The sequence below is a fragment of the Bradyrhizobium sp. SZCCHNRI20481 genome (assembly GCF_032485055.1).
Classification (GTDB): domain Bacteria; phylum Pseudomonadota; class Alphaproteobacteria; order Rhizobiales; family Xanthobacteraceae; genus Bradyrhizobium.
Window position 1 is genome coordinate 136626 of record NZ_JAUEUE010000012.1, and the last position, 17637, is coordinate 154262.

16 protein-coding genes are annotated in these 17637 nt (G+C 66.9%); 8 read left to right on the forward strand and 8 right to left on the reverse strand.

The features are described from left to right. Positions 1-1734: a cell envelope biogenesis protein TolA gene (locus QX132_RS20590; RefSeq protein ID WP_316162691.1), complete on the forward strand. Its 1734-nt coding sequence runs from the start codon at positions 1-3 to the stop codon at positions 1732-1734. 190 nt (positions 1735-1924) lie between these two features. Here the strand turns inward: QX132_RS20590 and QX132_RS20595 are convergent, their stop codons facing one another. Then, positions 1925-3508 (reverse strand): MDR family MFS transporter, encoded by a 1584-nt coding sequence (locus QX132_RS20595; protein ID WP_316162692.1) that lies wholly within the window; start codon positions 3506-3508, stop codon positions 1925-1927. Positions 3509-3677: 169 nt separating this feature from the next. Continuing rightward, entirely contained in the window at positions 3678-4190 is a 513-nt protein-coding gene (locus QX132_RS20600; protein WP_316162694.1) for a YcgN family cysteine cluster protein, read from the reverse strand. A gap of 341 nt (positions 4191-4531) precedes the next feature. On the opposite strand from QX132_RS20600, the gene QX132_RS20605 reads away from it, so the two are divergent. The 5 genes from QX132_RS20605 (at position 4532) to QX132_RS20625 (ending at position 10213) form a co-directional block, all read left to right on the forward strand. After that, positions 4532-6814, forward strand: a complete 2283-nt coding sequence (locus QX132_RS20605; RefSeq protein WP_315756480.1) for a PBP1A family penicillin-binding protein — start codon at positions 4532-4534, stop codon at positions 6812-6814. Between the two features lie 14 nt (positions 6815-6828). Next, positions 6829-7410: a DUF1214 domain-containing protein gene (locus QX132_RS20610; RefSeq protein WP_316162696.1), complete on the forward strand. Its 582-nt coding sequence runs from the start codon at positions 6829-6831 to the stop codon at positions 7408-7410. After that, complete coding sequence (locus QX132_RS20615) at positions 7407-7991, forward strand: DUF1254 domain-containing protein (protein ID WP_315739852.1); 585 nt, start codon at positions 7407-7409, stop codon at positions 7989-7991. The genes QX132_RS20610 and QX132_RS20615 overlap by 4 nt, the downstream gene beginning before the upstream one ends. Positions 7992-8110: 119 nt before the next feature. Next, entirely contained in the window at positions 8111-8614 is a 504-nt protein-coding gene (locus tag QX132_RS20620) for a CYTH domain-containing protein (RefSeq protein WP_316162698.1), read from the forward strand. 108 nt (positions 8615-8722) lie between these two features. Then, the gene (locus QX132_RS20625) at positions 8723-10213 is read left to right on the forward strand and encodes an acetyl-CoA hydrolase/transferase family protein (protein WP_315739854.1); all 1491 of its coding nucleotides are present in this window, start codon (positions 8723-8725) and stop codon (positions 10211-10213) included. On the opposite strand, the gene QX132_RS20630 is transcribed toward QX132_RS20625, so the two are convergent. Next, a complete protein-coding gene (locus QX132_RS20630) occupies positions 10200-11048 on the reverse strand; it encodes an MBL fold metallo-hydrolase (protein ID WP_316162700.1) in 849 nt (282 codons plus the stop codon). The two genes, QX132_RS20625 and QX132_RS20630, sit on opposite strands and share 14 nt — an antisense overlap. A 97-nt stretch (positions 11049-11145) precedes the next feature. Here QX132_RS20630 and QX132_RS20635 point away from each other — a divergent pair, with 97 nt between their 5' ends. Next, positions 11146-12045 carry a LysR family transcriptional regulator gene (locus QX132_RS20635; RefSeq protein ID WP_316162702.1) on the forward strand — a complete coding sequence of 300 codons (900 nt, stop codon included), beginning with the start codon at positions 11146-11148 and terminating at the stop codon, positions 12043-12045. On the opposite strand, the gene QX132_RS20640 is transcribed toward QX132_RS20635, so the two are convergent. Both QX132_RS20640 and QX132_RS20645 read right to left on the reverse strand, forming a co-directional pair. After that, positions 12042-12803, reverse strand: coding sequence for a hypothetical protein (locus QX132_RS20640; RefSeq protein ID WP_315785140.1), 762 nt, complete (start codon positions 12801-12803; stop codon positions 12042-12044). The genes QX132_RS20635 and QX132_RS20640 overlap by 4 nt on opposite strands. A gap of 20 nt (positions 12804-12823) precedes the next feature. Then, positions 12824-13012: a hypothetical protein gene (locus QX132_RS20645; RefSeq protein WP_315777554.1), complete on the reverse strand. Its 189-nt coding sequence runs from the start codon at positions 13010-13012 to the stop codon at positions 12824-12826. A 398-nt stretch (positions 13013-13410) separates the two neighbouring features. Between QX132_RS20645 and QX132_RS20650 the strand changes: the two genes are divergently transcribed. Further along, positions 13411-14364, forward strand: coding sequence for a DUF2336 domain-containing protein (locus QX132_RS20650; RefSeq protein ID WP_315777553.1), 954 nt, complete (start codon positions 13411-13413; stop codon positions 14362-14364). A gap of 32 nt (positions 14365-14396) precedes the next feature. On the opposite strand, the gene QX132_RS20655 is transcribed toward QX132_RS20650, so the two are convergent. From QX132_RS20655 to QX132_RS20665, 3 genes are read right to left on the reverse strand one after another with little or no spacing between them, the layout of a single operon-like run. Further along, positions 14397-14747: a DUF1491 family protein gene (locus QX132_RS20655; protein ID WP_315739860.1), complete on the reverse strand. Its 351-nt coding sequence runs from the start codon at positions 14745-14747 to the stop codon at positions 14397-14399. Between the two features lie 50 nt (positions 14748-14797). After that, positions 14798-15484 (reverse strand): peptidoglycan-binding domain-containing protein, encoded by a 687-nt coding sequence (locus QX132_RS20660; protein ID WP_315739861.1) that lies wholly within the window; start codon positions 15482-15484, stop codon positions 14798-14800. Then, positions 15477-17240, reverse strand: coding sequence for a PAS domain-containing sensor histidine kinase (locus QX132_RS20665; RefSeq protein ID WP_316162704.1), 1764 nt, complete (start codon positions 17238-17240; stop codon positions 15477-15479). The genes QX132_RS20660 and QX132_RS20665 overlap by 8 nt, the downstream gene beginning before the upstream one ends. Positions 17241-17637 lie beyond the last annotated feature (397 nt).

Genomic DNA, 17637 nt, shown 5'->3' on the forward strand with positions numbered 1-17637 from the left:
ATGATGTACGACCTTGCGACATTTCCGTTCTGGATCATCTTCGCCGTCGGCATCGGCGGCTTTGTCGGCTGGCGCACCTGGTCGGACGCGCCGCGGCCGGATTGGCTGAGAAGCTGGCTGCTGCCGGCGACGCTCGCCCTCGTCATCGGGATCGTGATGGCGCTGCTGAGCGTGCTGCCCGGACGTGCCGGCCTGTGGCTCGAGGTCGGCCTGCTGATGGTCGGCGCCTATGTGCTCGGCTGCCTGATCGGCGGACAGCTCAAGGACTATGTCGGGCTGGGTGACACCAGTGCGATGTCTCCGGGCGGTCCAGGACACAGCGTCGCGTTCGCCGGCGCACCGGCGGCGGCCAGTCCTTGGGCGGACAGCCCATCCCCGGCTGCGCAAGCCGCAGCCAGCGTCGAGGCCGATCGCCTCGCCACTGAAGCCGCCGCGAAAGCTGAAGCCGAACGTGTTGCGGCCGAAGCCGCTGCAAGGGCGGAGGCCGAGCGTCTAGCCGCCGAAACGGCCGCAAAGGCCGAGGCTGAGCAGCTCGCCGCGGAAGCCACGGCAAGGGCCGAAGCTGATCGTCTGGCGGCTGAAGCCGCAGCGAAGGCCGAAGCCGAACGTCTCGCTGCCGAGGCGGCGGCGAACGCCGAGTCCCAGCGCCTTGCTGCGGAGACCGCCGCGAAAGCCGAGGCCGACCGCCTCGCTGCGGAAGCAGCCGCGAAAGCAGAGGCCGATCGTGTTGCGGCAGAAGCGGCCGAAAAGGCCGAAGCTGAACGCTTGGCCGCTGAGGCAGCGGGGAAAGCCGAAGCAGACCGTCTTGCGGCGGAGGCCGTCGCGAAAGCCGAGGCGGAGGCTCAGCGTCTCGCGGCCGAAGCGACCGCCAAGGCCGAGGCCGATCGCCTGGCCGCCGACGCGGCCGCAAGGGCGGAAGCCGATGACCTCGCCGCAGACGCCGAGGCGGAACGGCTTGCAGCCGAGGTTGCCGCATCATCGGCGCCGGAGATCCCAGCCACAGCCGACGGCAGGCCGCCGGCCCTGCCCGCACCCAACGGTGCCGCCGATGATCTCAAGCTGATCAAGGGCATCGGACCCAAGAACGAGCGCGTCCTCAACGACATCGGCATCCACCATTTCAGCCAGATCGCGGCGTGGTCGCCTGACCATGCGAGCTGGGTCGGCCATCACATGGCCTTCCCCGGCCGGATCGAGCGCGAGCATTGGATCGCGCAGGCCAAGCTGCTCGCCGCGGGCCTCGACACCGCGCATTCGACTGCGGTGAAGTCCGGCGCGATCACGATCGATGATCAGGCCGACGCGCCGCTGAGCGAGGACGAGGCCAGCTACCTCCTGGCCCACCTGCCGGCGCTGATGCCGCCCGTCGAGAACGAGGACACCCATGGCGGCGCCCGCCCGCTCGGACTGGCGGCGCCGCGCGGCGGGCAAGCCGACGATCTCAAGCTCATCAAGGGCATCGGCAAGCAGAACGAGGCCCGGCTGCACGGCCTCGGCATCTGGCATTTCGAGCAGATCGCAGCCTGGACCGCCGAGCACGCCAAATGGGTCGGCTCGTATCTGGCGTTCGCAGGACGGATCGAGCGCGAGCGATGGATCAGCCAAGCCAGGGAGCTGGCGAACGGCCGATCGACCGAATTTGCGAAACGCGTCGAGGCTGGTCTGGTGAAGTCATCGCTCGACGACGGCTCGCGCGGGCAGGACAACATCGAGATCCCTCAGCCGCGCGAGTAGCGGCCCCAACTGACGAACCGTAGGGTGGGCAAAGGCGCAGCTGTGCTCTCTCCTCACGTCCCATCGTGGTGGCGCCGTGCCCACCATCTCGCCGCGGGCTGAGCTTGACGACGGTGGGCACGGCGCGCGCGACAGGGTGCCTTGGAACAACGGCTGTGCCGGGCGCCTTTGCCCACCCTACCTGTCTTTCCTATTCCGCCATCTCCACCGGCTCGGTGCGCGACGGGCCGGCCAGCGGCCGCTCCTCCATCAGCATCATGCAGACCGAGGCGCAGGCCAGCATCGCGGTGGCCGCGGCATAGACGAAGCGGAAGGCATGGATCATGTCGGCTTCCGCGATGCCGCTGACCGCGCCATGGGCGCCCTCCGCCAGCGAAATGTCGGCGCCCAGCGCCATCAGCAGGATGGCGCTGAAGGCCGCAACCGTGAACGAGGACATCATCGAGCGGAAGAAGTTCATCGCGCCGGTGATGGTGCCGATCTGGGAGCGGTCCACCGCGTTCTGCAGCGAGACCACCGAGATCGGGAACGCCGTTCCGAGCCCGATGCCGTAGATCGACAGCAGCGCCATCAGCACCCAGAGCGAGGGCGTGGTCACCGTCATGACCGCGGCGGCGATGGTGCCGATGATCGTGCCCACGATGGCGACGCGCTTGTAGTGCCTGACCCGGGCCATGGTGCGGCCGGCAATCGCCGCACCGAAGGTCGAGATCGCCGCGATCGGAATCAGGCCGAGGCCGGCCTCGCTCGGCGTCAAATGATAGACCAGCTCGTAATAGAGCGGCAGATGGACCGTGAGCCCGATCAGCGCGCCAAGTGCGCAGCCGCTTGCCAGCATGCCGTAGGGCACGACCGTGCCGCCCATCAGCGACAGCGGCAGGAACGGCTCATCGGCCCGTCTGGCGTGCCAGACGAAGGCCAAGCCCAGCGCCACCGCGCTGCCGATCATCGCCAGCAGGGTCGGCGATAGCCAGGCCAGCTTGTGGCCGCCCCAGGTCAGCACCAGCATGAACACGACGGCCGAGGCCATCAGCAGCAGGCCGCCGGCCCAGTCGACCTTGCGCAGCCGGTGATAGACCGGCAGCCGGCCCATCTTGGGCAGCAGCAAGGCGAGAGCGGCGATCGCGAGCGGGACGTTGATCCAGAAGATCATCGACCAGTGCAGATGGTCGGCGAAGAAGCCGCCGATCACCGGCCCGAGCAGGCCGGCGAGCAGCCAGACGCCGCTGAAATAGGCCTGGTACTGGCCGCGCTCGCGCGGGCTGACGACGTCGGAGATCACGGTCTGGACCACCGGCATGATGCCGCCACCACCCAGCCCCTGCAGGCCGCGGGCGAGGATCAGCACCGGCATGTTCGGCGCCAGCGCGCAGACCACCGAGCCGACCACGAACAGGCTGAGCGCGGTGATGATCATCGAGCGGCGGCCATAGATGTCGCAGAGCGTGCCGAACACCGGCGCCACCGCGGTCGACGCCAGCAGGTAGGCGGTGATCACCCAGGAGAGATTGGTGACGTCCTGGAACTCGCGGCCGATGGTCGGTAGCGCGGTCGCCACGATGGTCTGGTCGAGCGCGGCCAGGAACATCGTCAGCAGCAGGCTCATCAGGATGGTCCGCACCTCGGCCTGGGTCAGCGGCACGGGCGGCGCGAGCGGCGGCGCATCCTCGATCGCCTGCACCTGCGGCGGAATGGCCGGCAGCTCGGCGGCGATCTCTTCGGGCAGGGATTGGGACGCGGCAGGACAATGGCTCTGCCGATCGAACTTGTTCATGGGATGAATGCTATGCCGGGCGCGACCAACGCCGCGCGGATTCGCTGACTGGCGAACTACTTAAGGCATAAATTTCCCCCGCGGCAGCCGGCCGGGCGCATGGGTGCATCCCGACAGCACGAGAACGGTCGCATCATCGTGATTTGCTGCGAACGCGAGGTGATCGAGCCTATTTCGGCCGTCGCTTCAGCTTGGCCCGCTTCGGCAGCAGCACCGGCCATTGCACGATGTGGTCCTCGAGCTGGTCGTCCGGAACGTCGTCCTCGGTCCCTTCGACCCGTCCGCGCACCGAGACGCCGGCTTCATGCACCGTCTGAGGATCGCCCGAGATCAAGGGATGCCACCAGTAGAGATCGCGCCCCTCGGCCACGAGGCGGTAGCCGCAGCTCGGCGGCAGCCACGTCAGGGTGCGGACGTTCTCAGGCGTCAGGCGAACGCAATCCGACACTTGTTCGGAACGATTCGGGTAGTTCTTGCAGGCACATAGCCCGGCATCCAAGAGCTTGCACGAGATGTGGGTGAAGTAGATGTCGCCGGTATCCTCGTCTTCCAGCTTCTCCAGGCAGCAGCGCCCGCAGCCATCGCACAGGCTTTCCCATTCTGCCTCGGACATCTCTTCCAAGATCTTGGTTTTCCAGAACATTCCCTCCTGGCCCGAGGGACGTTTGAGCGGTGCGGTCATCGGGCGATTCTCAAGGAGGGCATGGCGTGGCCGCCATCTAGGTGCCCGGCCCCGAGCCGCGCAAGGGGCTTTGCCGATTACGGCGGCACGTTAGCTTTGTGCATCAAATTGTGAGCGGAACCATTGGTTTGTGACCTCCGCTCGGCTAGATACATAGTTGAGTCACTCCGGCGCGGCGCCGGCAACGCGGCTTGGGGTCAGGTGCTCGGGTTCGGGCGGCTGACTGTGCAGTGCCATGGGTTTGCCGCAACAATCGCGCAAGACCCTTCGATGGCCCCCAGCCCCAGTTGCTGAGTGCTTTCGAAGCCAGCTGACACGCTTTCGAAACGACCAGGGTTCCCGTGCGGCAGATCATTCCAGACGATTGGAAGAAGCGGATCAACAATTTCCGCCTGGATCTCGACGCCCGCTTCGATTCGGCGCTGTTCTCCTCCCTGCGCGGCACCCGCGAGCTGTATGAACGCTATTCGGCGTTCATGGACCGCTTCTATGTCGGCGGCTGGAAGCGCTGGGTGTTCGTCGAGCCGTTCTCAGAGGCTGCCACCATCGGGCTGGGCGGCCTGGTGCTGATGCTGGCGCTCGCGATCCCCGCCTTCCGGGAAACAGCCGACGAGGACTGGCTGAAGAAGTCCGACCTCGCCGTCACCTTCCTCGACCGCTACGGCAACCCGATCGGCAGCCGCGGCATCAAGCACAACGACTCGATCCCGCTGGAGGACTTTCCGGACAATCTGATCAAGGCGACGCTCGCCACCGAGGACCGCCGCTTCTACGATCATTTCGGCATCGACATCGCCGGCACGGCGCGCGCCCTCGTCACCAACGCCCAGGCCGGCGGCGTCCGCCAGGGCGGCTCCTCGATCAGCCAGCAGCTCGCCAAGAACCTGTTCCTGTCCAACGAGCGCACCATCGAGCGCAAGGTCAACGAGGCGTTCCTGGCGATCTGGCTGGAAACCCGGCTGACCAAGAACGAGATCCTCAAGCTCTATCTCGACCGCGCCTATATGGGCGGCGGCACCTTCGGCGTCGACGGCGCGGCACACTTCTATTTCAACAAGTCGGTGCGCGACATCAACCTCGCCGAAGCCGCGATGCTGGCCGGCCTGTTCAAGGCGCCGACCAAGTTCGCCCCCCACATCAACCTGCCCGCCGCCCGCGCCCGCGCCAACGTCGTGCTCGACAATCTGGTCGACGCCGGGTTCATGACCGAAGGCCAGGTGTTCGGCGCCCGCCGCAACCCGGCCTTCGCGGTCGACCGCCGCGATGAGAGCTCGCCGAACTACTTCCTCGACTACGCCTTCGACGAGATGCGCAAGCTGGTCGACACGTTCCCGAAATCCTACACCGAGCGCGTCTTCGTGGTGCGGACCTCGATCGACATGACCGTGCAGCATGCGGCCGACGAGGCGATCGAGAACCAGTTGCGCCAGTTCGGCCGCGACTATCACGCAACCCAGGCGGCGACTGTCGTCTCCGACCTCGACGGCGGCATCCGCGCCATGGTCGGCGGCCGCGACTACGGCGCCAGCCAGTTCAATCGCGCCGTGGACGCCTACCGGCAGCCGGGATCGTCGTTCAAGCCGTATGTCTACACCACCGCACTGCTGAACGGCTTCAAGCCGACGTCGATCGTGGTCGACGGTCCGGTCTGCATCGGCAATTGGTGCCCGCAGAATTATGGCCATTCTTATTCCGGCTCGGTGACGCTGACGCAGGCGATCACGCGCTCGATCAACGTCGTGCCTGTGAAGCTGTCGATCGCGCTTGGCGGCAGGGAGGGACCAAAGGCCGGCCGCGCCAAGATCATCGAGGTCGCCCGGCGCTTCGGCCTCAAGGCGCCGCTGCCCGACACGCCGTCGATGCCGATCGGCTCCGACGAGGTCACGGTGCTGGAGCACGCGGTCGCCTATGCGACCTTCCCGAACAAGGGCAAGGCGGTGACGCCGCATTCCGTGCTCGAGGTCCGCACCGGCGGCGGCGACCTGGTCTGGCGCTGGGACCGCGACGGCCCGAAGCCGAAGCAGGCGATCCCGGCCTCGGTTGCTGCCGACATGGCGGGCATGATGAGCCACGTCGTCAGCGAAGGCACCGCACGCCGCGCCGCACTCGACGGCATTCCGACCGCCGGCAAGACCGGCACCACCAATGCCTATCGGGACGCCTGGTTCGTCGGCTACACCGGCAACTTCACCTGCGCGGTCTGGTACGGCAATGACGACTATTCGCCGACCAACCGTATGACCGGCGGCTCGCTGCCGGCGCAGACGTGGCACGACATCATGGTCGCAGCGCATCAGGGCATCGAGGTCAAGGAGCTGCCCGGAGTCGGCATGGGCGAGAAGCTGCCGCCGCAGCCCGCGTCCGCCGCGATGGCGCAGGCCGGCCAGCCGAAAACGCTGGAGATCAAGCCCGGCCCACCGCCGGTCCTGACCCGTCGCGGCGCCGACGTCCTGGTCCAGGTCGAGAAGATGCTCGACGACGCCGCGCGCGTGGCCGAGAAGGCGGCGCCCGTCGATCCGCGCAAACCCGCCAAGCCGGTGTCGTCGAGCGCGCTGGCCTTTCCTGAAAACTACGTCGCGGCAACGGCCGACGGCGTAACCACCCCTGCCCTGCGCAAGAACTGACGTCAGCGATCCCCGTGCGGCTGCTCATCATCACCCTGCTTACGCTCCTGATCGCCACCGGCGTCGGCATCGGCGCGACCTGGATGACGACGACCCGCGGCACCGAATTCGGCACCTTGACGATCGGCGCGTGGACGGCGCGTCCGAAGACGGGCACGGCCGACGTCGACCCCTATGCCCGCGCGACCATCACCCGCAACGGCGAGCTGCCGATCGGCACCGGCGACGGCGTGGCCTTCACCGCCACCAGAGACGACAAGAAGAAGCCGCTCGACGGGCGCTGCGACATCCTCGTCAGCGGCGTCACGCCACCCGCCCGCTTCTGGACGCTCACGCTCTACGACCGCAAGGGCCACCTCGTCGCCAACACGCTGCAGCGCTACGGCTTCACCAGCCAGGAGTTGGTGCGCGGTGCCGATGGCTCCTTCGAGATTCGCGTCGCCGCGCGCTCGCGCTCCGGCAACTGGCTGCCGACCGGCGGCATCGAGCGCTACGCGCTGATGCTGCGGCTCTACGACACGCCGGTCGGTGTCGCAACCCGCACGCAGCGCGACGCGCCGATGCCGTCGATCACGACAGTGGGCTGCCCATCATGATCCGGCTGCTGTTCACGGTCGTCGTCGGCGTGCTGCTCGGCGGCGTGGTCCATCTCGTCAGCGTGCTGGCGTTGCCTCGGATCTCGACCCAGGACGCCTATTCCCGGCTGACGCCGATGACCAAGCTGAACGCCGTGACGCCCTTGCCGCTCGCCGATCCCGGCAATTCGCCGATGCCGTTCATGGACCCGGCTTTCGCCATGGCGATCTGCCGCTACGATCTGTCCGACGGACCACTGAAGCTCACGGTTCCGGTGAGCCAGGCCTATACGTCGGTGTCGTTCTATACGCGCAACGAGATCGCCTACTACGCCATCAACGATCGCTCCGCCGGCAAGCGCGTGATCGAGCTCAACCTGATGACCGAGGCGCAGCATGAAGACCTGCCCGAGGACGAGGAGATCACGGCCGCCGACCGGCTGATCATCGATTCGCCGACGACGACCGGGTTGATCGTGCTGAAGGCCCTTGCCGCCGAGCCGGGTCTCATGCCGCAGGCGCAGGCATCCCTTGCAGCGGCAAGCTGCGGCGTACAGACCGAGGCACCGGCCAAGGCCGAGAAGCCGCGCGGCAAACGATAAGTCAATACGACGTCCTGGATGAATTCGACAACACTCTCTTCACCCTTGGTGGCATAGTCGTTGTCGCGCGCCGCTGCTATGACGTATCAGGACGGCGGCGCTTCGCTCAACATCAGGTCATGCCTCTCGAAATCGAACGGAAGTTTCTCGTCAAGTCCGACGCTTGGCGGGATCAGGCGACGCACAGTGAACGCCTGCGCGACGGGCTCGTCGCACGTCAGGACGGCCTCAAGGTCCGCGTTCGCTGCTATGGCAACCGGACGACGCTGTGCGTGAAGAGCGGCCGCCGCGGCCTGACCCGAGATGAATTCGAGTACGATATTCCAGCGGACCACGCCGCGGTGCTGTTCGCGCATTGCAATGGGCGCATCCTCGAAAAGACGCGTCACTACGTGCCCGCGGAAAGCGGCGTCTGGGAGGTCGACGTCTACCACGACGCGCTCGAGGGCGTCGTCATCGCCGAGATCGAGCTGCCGACCGAAACGACCGTCGTGACCCTTCCCGACTGGGTCGGCGACGAGGTCACCGGCGACCCGCGCTACAGCAAGGCCAACATGCTGACGGAGCGCTCGCGCGCCGCGAAGGTCCGGGAGCTGCGACGCGCGCGCCTTGCAGGGCTGTGATGCACGCACGGGCCGTTGCGGCTTGACCCCTGTCAAATCACCCGTCGAGGGCCCACCTTAAACAGCGCGGACTTGGCGGTCTGGACGATCGCGCATGGAGTTTGCACGATGAGTTCATCGCAGGTGATGTCACAGGCGCTGCGCGCCAAGATCATGTCGGCGGACGAGGCTGCCGCGCTGGTCGAGCCCGGCAACCATGTCGGCATGAGCGGCTTCACCGGGTCGGGCTACCCGAAAGCGGTGCCGCTCGCGCTGGCGCGCCGGATCGAAGCCGCACATGCGCGCGGCGAACCGTTCCGCATCGGCGTGTGGACCGGGGCAAGCACCGCGCCCGAGCTCGACGGCGCGCTCGCCCGGGCTGATGGCATCGACCTGCGCCTGCCCTATCAGTCCGATCCGGCGACACGACAGCGCATCAACGCCGGCAGCATCGACTATATCGATCTGCATCTCAGCCATGTTGCACAGTTCGTGTGGTTTGGTTTTCTCGGCCATCTCGACGTCGCCGTGATCGAATGCGCCGGCATCCTGCCAGACGGGCGGCTGATCCCATCGACCTCGATCGGCAACAACAAGACCTGGCTCGATCTGGCGGACCGCGTCATCATCGAAGTCAATTCGTGGATGAACCCGGCGCTGCTCGGCATGCATGACATCTATTACGGCACGCGCCTGCCGCCACATCGCAAGCCGATCCCGATCGTGGCGCCCGGCGACCGCATCGGCGAGACCACCTATCGCTGCAATCCGGACAAGGTCATCGCGGTCGTCGAGACCCACGCGCCGGACCGCAACACGAGCTTTGCCGCGCCCGACGATGTCTCCGGCGCGATCGCCGGGCACATCCTGGAGTTCTTCGCACACGAGGTGAAGCAGGGCCGCCTCCCGCGCAATCTGCTGCCGCTGCAATCCGGCGTCGGCAATGTCGCGAACGCCGTCATGGCCGGGCTCGACGACGGGCCGTTCCCGCATCTCACCGCCTACACCGAGGTGCTGCAGGACGGCATGCTGAATTTGATCCGCTCGGGCCGGATGGATCTCGCTTCCGCGACCGCATTGTCGCTGAGCTCGGAAGCTGCGATCGAATTCAATCGCGAGATCGAGTTCCTGCGCGACCGCATCGTGCTGCGGCCGCAGGAGATCTCCAACCATCCCGAGGTGATCCGCCGGCTCGGCGTCATCGCCATGAACGGCATGATCGAGGCCGACATCTACGGCAACGTCAATTCGACCCATGTCCGCGGCAGCAGCATCATGAACGGCATCGGCGGCTCCGGGGACTTCGCCCGCAACGCCTATCTATCGATCTTCATGACGCCCTCGACGGCAAAGAATGGGACGATCTCCTGCATCGTGCCGATGGTCACCCATGTCGACCACACCGAGCACGACGTACAGGTTCTCGTGACCGAGCGCGGCCTCGCCGATCTGCGCGGCCTGTCGCCGAAACAGCGGGCCCGCGCCATCATCGACCAGGCGGCGCATCCCAAATTCCGGCCGGCGCTAGCGGACTATTTCGAACGCGCCTGCCGTGATTCGACCGGCAAGCACACGCCGCATCTGCTCGAGGAGGCGTTCCGCCTGCTCAGGCCGGAATGAGCGCTGCGGCCCGATCACCGCAGCGGCACGTCTCGTAGGCAACGGGATCGTGGCTGTTCACGATCGTGACCCGGTCGCCATGGTCGCATTTCAGGCGCCGCAGCCGCTCCTGGTTGGCGATCCGCATCGTGCGATCCTGATCGCCCTTGCGCTGGAATAGCCCGAGCAGCAGCGGCATGCGTGGCCGCGGACCGAGCTGGCCGTGGAAGAAATAGGCATCGCCGGCGTGCAGCAGCCATTTGTCGCCGCGACGCACGGCGACGCCGCAATGTCCGCGCGTATGGCCCGGCAGAGGAATGATCAGGATGTCGCCGCTGCGATCAACGGCAGCGCGGACACCGCGAAAGCCGAACCAGTCCTCGCCGTCAGCGCCGTAGAACTGCCAGTCGGGACGATGCCGCCATTGGCCGGCGACGTAGCGGCCGCGCGGCGGCGCCGGGGATCCCTCGACAGCCATCGCATGCTCCGCGCGATGAACGTGCACCTTGGCCTTCGGGAAATCGCCGATGCCACCGGCGTGGTCACGGTCGAGATGAGTGAGCAGGATGTGCCTGACGTCACCGGGCGAGAAGCCCAATGCCCTCACCTGTTGCAGCGCCGTCTCCGACGCATCGAGAAGCGGCGCGGCCTGCCTCACCCAGCGTGCCCCCAATCGTGCGGGCGCGGCGATGTCGCCGGTGCCGATGCCGGTGTCGACGAGGACCAGGCCGTCATCGCTTTCGATCAGCAGGCAGTGGCAGACGAGGCGGGCGCGCGCGAACAGGCCGCCGCTGCCGCTCACCAGCCGACCGCCGCGTGGACACATCGTGCCGGTGTTGAGGTGGTGGACGCGCATCGATCTCCTCCTTCATTGCCGATATCGGGCGCATCCTTGCGTGCCGGCCTGAGATAAGTAAAATATTGATCAGTGATACGCATCATAGGCAGCTCCTATGGATATCCGCGAGCTCCGTTATTTCTCCGCCGTGTTCGAGGAACGCAGCCTGACCAGAGCCGCGGCGCGCTGCTTCGTCTCGCAGCCATCGATTTCGCTGGCGATCGCCAATCTCGAGGCCGAGCTCGGCACCGAGCTGTTCCTCCGCCACCGCAAGGGTGTCGTGCCGCTGGAGGCGGCCGAACGCCTGCAGCCGATCGCCCGCCGGATCGTCGGCGAGGCCGATGCCGCCCGCAACCTGTTCCGGCACGGCGCGCCGAAGCAGGCGCTCAAGCTCGGGCTCATGCGCACCCTTGACGGACGCCGCGTGACCGCGCTGCTCAAGCCGCTCACGGCGCGCGAGGATCTCAGGCTTCACATCGTCGGTCCGACCGAGCGGGCCGACGGACGCATCGTCTCAAAAAGCCTGGTCGGCGACGGCGAGTATTTCCTGCCGCTGTGGAGCGAGCGCTATGTCGCGGCGCTCCCGCTCGCGCATCCGCTCACGCTGAAGCCGCGCTTGCGCGCGGCCGACCTCGCCGACGTGGCGATGATCGACCGCTGCCATTGCGAGCACAGCGCGCTGGCGCGACGCAGCGGCGGACCGCGCGAGATCGCCGCCATTGCTGAAACCGAGGATTGGGCCCTGGCGCTGGTCGCCGCCGGCGTCGGCGTCGCGATCGTTCCCGAAGGCGTCGTGCACGGCCGAAGCGACGTTGCGGTCCGCGAGATCGAGATGACGTTGAAGCGCCAGGTCGGCCTCGCCTACTCCGCCTCGCGCGCCCCATCCGAGGCGCTGAAGATCCTGATCGCAACGCTGCGCGCGGCAGCGCCGCAGAAGCTCCGTGCGACAGCAGGGCGGCAAAAGGGAGCACCGGCCAAGCGAGGCCGGCGCCGGAGCAAGGTCGTGCCGGGCTAGCCCCGCGTCGTCAGCGGCCGTTCGATCAGGGGCCGCGCCGCGACCGGCGGATTGGCGGTCTGAGCCGCCAGTTCATGGATCAGGCGATCGGCGTCGGCGGCCAATCCGTCGGGAGCCTGGAGCACCAGGCGCTCCAAGGCCCAGCGGTAGGACGAGACGCGCTGCTCCAGGCTGATCTGCACCCATTGCACGATCAGCGAGTTCTCCTGCATGCGCGCGACCGCATCGGCCTTCTCGCGCGGCGAGAGCTCGGTCATGTATCTCATGCTGGCATCGCGCTTGCGGTCGAGATCGATGACGCGGATGGCCGATGCGAAGAACGGCTCGAAGCGGGTGATGTCGTCACGCACGTCGTCGATCAACTGGGCGTAGCGCGAGGCGTGCGAGCGGTGCGGCTCGTCGATCAGGGCGCGGCCATAGGCGGTGCGGTCGAACACGACCTTCTGGCGCCAGGGCGAGGCCGACGGCTGATAGTCGCCGAACACGCTCTTCCAGGCAGGGCGCGAATGCGGCGGCTCGATCAGCGGATAAGCGAGATCGCGCAGTTGGCGCTCGTTGTCGGTCAGTTGGAATTGCGATGGGTTGACGCCGACGCTGGCGGTGGCTTCCGCCCCGATCCATTTGTGCATGTCGTCATTGCGCATGTCGGCGCGGGTGCGGCCGAAATCGCCGCCGCTGCAGGCGCCGAGCAGTCCGCCGACGAGAACGAGTGCGAGGACCGGCACCGCGCGCCGGGCCGGATTCACGATGGCCGGCATTCCCGTTTCCCCCGACCTTGTCAGCGGCGACGGCGGCGGCGGCTTGGCGCTGTGCCCTCGCGGGGCCCGCGGTCGTCGGTCGGGGTCTCGCGCTCGATCCGAACGACGGGAAGAATCAGGATCGTTCCCATGCCCTCCTGCGGCGCGCCGGTCACGGCAGGCCGCGCGCGACGCGCAACGCCCGCCGGGAATTCAATGATGGTCGCCATGTTGACTCTCTTTCGTGCCCGAAGTTCTGACCCCCTGAAAACTCCCCGTCGCCCGAACTTCGCAGGCAAGAGGGCACGCAGAACTGACGATCACGAATGCCGGCGCATGAAGCTGCACTTTGGCATTCGGCGCGGCGAAGATCAGGCTGGCCGCGTGACGCGGCCAAGGCGAGATCATCGAACGGATCGATTAAGATCAGGACGTGGTTAAGAGGATATTAATGCGCGGGCCGCCCGACACGGATCGCGTGCACCGGCGGGAGAGAAGGCAAGCCAGCGTTGCGCCTTTGTCTCACCGGGTCATTTCGGCCCATCTTCACCGATTGTTTTCCTTAACGCCGCATTAAAACAACTCCGCTCTAATCGGCGCAACGATTGCCGAAGTTGCGTACCCCGACATGACAAGATCATCGCTGTTCCCCGGCTTCGACGGGTTGCTCACGCTCTCGCGCCGCGAGGGCGTGGACATCAAGCCCACTCTGCTGCGCGTCCTGACCGACCTCTATGTCCAGGCGAGCGCGCATTCCGCCGACGAGGAGCGGCAGTTCGTCGAATTGGCCTCCCGTCTGGTCGACGACGTCGATGATGCGACCCGTGCGGCGGTTCGAGCGCGGCTGGCGATCTATCCGGCGACGCCGATCGAGATTTTGAACAAGCTGGGCTTGCGCCCGGCGCAGAGCGAGCCGACGCCGCCGCTCGCCGGCCCCATTCCCGCATCGCTTCGCGCGTCGTCTCCGATCCCGCCGCGCGACGACGCGGCGTCTGGATTGTCGATGCAGCCGAAGGATGCCGCCGAGCTCAGCGAGATGTTCATGCGCGCCGCCTCGCACGAACGCATCGCCATCCTGCAGAACCTCGCCACCACGCCGCTAAGACCCGCCGCGCCGACGCCGTTGCACCGCGCGGTGCATGCGATCGAGGCGCTCGAGATGGCCGCCTTCAACGCCGACGTCGAGACGTTCACGATCGAGCTCGGCGAGAGCCTGATCCTGCCCTCACGCATGACCCACGAGGTCGTCAACGACCCGAACGGCGAGCCGCTGGCCTGCGCCGCAAAGGCGCTCGGCATGCCGGCGCCGGTGTTCGAGCGCGTGCTGCTGTTCCTCAAGCCGGAGATGGGCCAGTCCGTCCAGACCGTGTTTCGGCTGTCACGTTTCTACGAGCGCCTCAGCGAGCGCGCGGCGCTGATCATGCTGGCGGCCTGGCGCGGCTCCGGGATGGCCGCGATCAGGGCCAAGCATCGCACGGCGCTCTATGACGACGAACGTCAGCACGTCCGTGGCAGCACGGCGCGGGCCGGCACCGCGACGAGGCCGATCGTGCGCACGGGGACCGACGGCTTCAAGCGATGACGCGCGATCGCTGTCCCGAATCTTGGCGATGATCAGGGACGCTCGCGCACGAGATCGAGAAAATGACGGCCCTGCCTGTCCTCGGTCTCGATGATCCAGGCGTCGGGATCGAAGCGCAGCTCCTTGACCAGGCGTTCCTCGATCTGCGCTTCCTCGATCGGCTGCGGCGATATCGGTACGAAGAAGCGGTCGATCGGCCGGCTGTCGTCATAGACGGTCTGCGGCGCGGGAACATAGAGCTGGGCCGTGCCGTCCATCAGCGCGACCTTGACGAACACCGCGCCGGCTTCCTCCGCGCCACGGTGGCGGATCGCGCTGAACGCGCCGGCCGACTGGCAACGCCGCAGATAGGCGCTCACCCAGATGCTGCTCTTCAATCGCATGATGGTTCGATGCAGGTGCAAGCGCGCTGCAAGTCGCAGCCGCCCCTGCTCTATTCGATCGGATGACCGATGACAATCGCAAGCTCGCGCACCAGGCGGTCCGACACCTGGCCCGTCACCGGCAGCTTGCGCTCGCGCTCGAACTTCTGGATCGCGGCCTGGGTGTCGGAGCCGACCATCCCCGTCGGCTTCAACTGGCCATAGCCGTATTCGGTCAGCGCACGCTGGACCGCGGCGACACGGCGGACATTGCCGCCCTGCTGCGTCGGCTGCGGACGCGGCACGTTGCCCTGACCGCCGCTGACCGAGCGGACGAGATCAGCCAGAGGATCGGCATATTTCTGATCCGGACGCGCCTCGGTGGCGCGCTGCTCAACCGCCCTCTGCTCTGCAGCCCTGGTTTCAGCGGGCCGCGTCTCGATGACCTTCGGATCCAAGGGCGAGATGTCCATCGGCCGGGGCCGCGGCAGCGGATTGGAGCTCGTCAGATTGGGCGGAATGGTCACGATGGACCCGAACATCGGCGCTGGATGCGGTCCGGATTGCAGGAACACGGCATTGACGATGATGGCGCTGCCGGCCGCGCAGGCCAGCAGGCCCGCAAACAGATCCTTGGGGCTGTAGAGCATGGCCCGCAGCAGCCAGCCGCGCTCGTCCGCGACGACGGCCGCAGCCGCGGCAGCGCGCTTGCGACGGCGCGGCGGCGCCGGATCATCCTCTGCAGCTCGTCTAGGCACTCTTCTTCACCTGCATGACCTGCCCTGGCAGGGCGGAGCGCGAGGGCGACAGCGGCGTGATGGTGGCGCCCGCGGCCGCCTCGGCCACGAAGTTGATCGGCAGCGCGATCGTGACCGTGGTCCCCTCGTCGATCTTGCTTTCTATCGACATTTCGCCGCCGTGCAAGTTCACGAGGCTCTTGACGATCGACAGACCGAGGCCGGTTCCCTCGTGACGGCGCTGGTAGGTCTTGCCGGCCTGGAAGAACGGATCGCCGATGCGCTTGAGATCATCGGCGGCGATGCCGACGCCGGTGTCGGTGATTCGCAGCAGCAGGCGCGCGCCGTCGACGCCGGCAGAGACCGTGACACGGCCGCCGCGCTCGGTGAACTTGATGGCATTGGAGACGAGGTTGAGCACGATCTGCTTGAAGGCGCGCGGATCACCGGTGACCATCGGCAGGTCCTGCGGCACGTCGGCCGACAGATCGACACCGTTCTCGCGCGCCCGCAGCGCCAGCAGGTTGCAGCAATTGATCAGCGCCGCGCGCGGCGCGAACGGCTCCGGCGTAAGCTCGAAATTGCCGGACTCCATCTTCGACATGTCGAGAATGCCGTTCACGACCGACAGCAGATGCTGGCCGGAATCGTTGATGAGCTGCGCATATTCGCGGCGCCGCGCGGCGTTCAGCACCAGCACCTGCTCCTGCATCAGCATCTCGGAGAAGCCAATGATGGCATTCAAGGGCGTGCGCAGCTCGTGGCTCATGGTGGCGAGGAATCGCGTCTTCGCGGCGTCGGCGCGCTCCGCGGCGCTGCGCGCCAATTCGAGCGCCTGCTCCTGCAGCTTGCGGTCGGTGACGTCGCGCATGACCGCGACCACCTCCTGCTCCGATCCGCCCGGCGCCACGCCGATGCGGTCGAGCGGGCGGCAACGCATTTCGACCCAGATGAAATCGACCGGATGCTGAAAGCCGCGCCCCTCGCCCGGCGCATCGCGGCGCAGGCGGAACTCGACGCTCGAGGCTTCGCTGCCGCCTGCCGCCTCCGACAGCGCCGTGAGATAGGCCGGCCGGTCGACAACATGGACGCGTTCGAACAGGCCATGGCCGTGCAACTGCGCGACCGGCGCGCCGAGCAGCGTCTCGACCGCGGGCGAGATGAACATGACAGCGCCGTTGCGGCGATGACGGGAGATCACGTCGCTCATGTTGCGCGCGAGCAGGCGATAGCGCTCCTCCTCCATCGACAGCAGCGTCACGCTGGTGCGCGCGAGCGTGTCGGCGGCAAAGGCGAGCACGGCCGCATAGAGCGTCGCGGAGGCGACGCCGAAGGCGAGCAGCACGGTGCGCAAGGCGGGGGTGGTCTCGGGCTTCGGCAGCCAGCCGAAATGACCGATGAGGATGAGCAGCAGCGCGCAGCACAGCGCGAGCCCCGCGGAGAACACGACGACGCGGCGCGAGGCGGAGAACGAGGCTTCCAGGGGAACGACGATCAGCCACACCGCAGCAAAGGATTCGATGCCGCCGGTCTCGATCGAGACCGCCATGATCAACGCCGACAACGCCAGCGACGACAGCGCGCAGGCGCTCTCGTAGCGGCCGGTGCGCGACAGATACCAGGACAGCAGGATGGGCGCGATCAGCCACGACAGCGCGCCGACCTCGAGCGCGCTCGGCGCGCCGCGCATCGCGAGATAGGCAGGAAACACGGCGAAGACGGCGAGGCTGCCCAGCAGGCGCGGCGCGATGAAGGCGCGGTGACGCGCGCGCGTCATCGCATCAGTTCGAGCCGATGGATGCAATAACGCATCGAGACAATCGCGGATGATACTCAACACACTCACGGCTCTCGCGCCTCGGCCTGTCGGTCGTTCTCACAAAGAGAACGCGCCGGGACGCCCCCTGTCGTCGGAAGTCACCGTGTCAGACTCGCATTAAGCGAACGCTAAGGGCCAGACTGCGGTAAGCCCGCCATTCGGCCGGGATGGTGAATGCATCGTTTCCGGCCGGGCCTGCGGTTGCGAAAGCTGTGCGATCTACAGCCGGTTGCGCGGCGCATGCGGCCCGCGCCAATGAAAAATTTACTCCGAAGAAAATCCGGCCTCCGGCTTCGCGAAATCTCAACCAATTAAGCCCAATGCAAGCAGTCGCGACATAGAACAATCAGCTGCG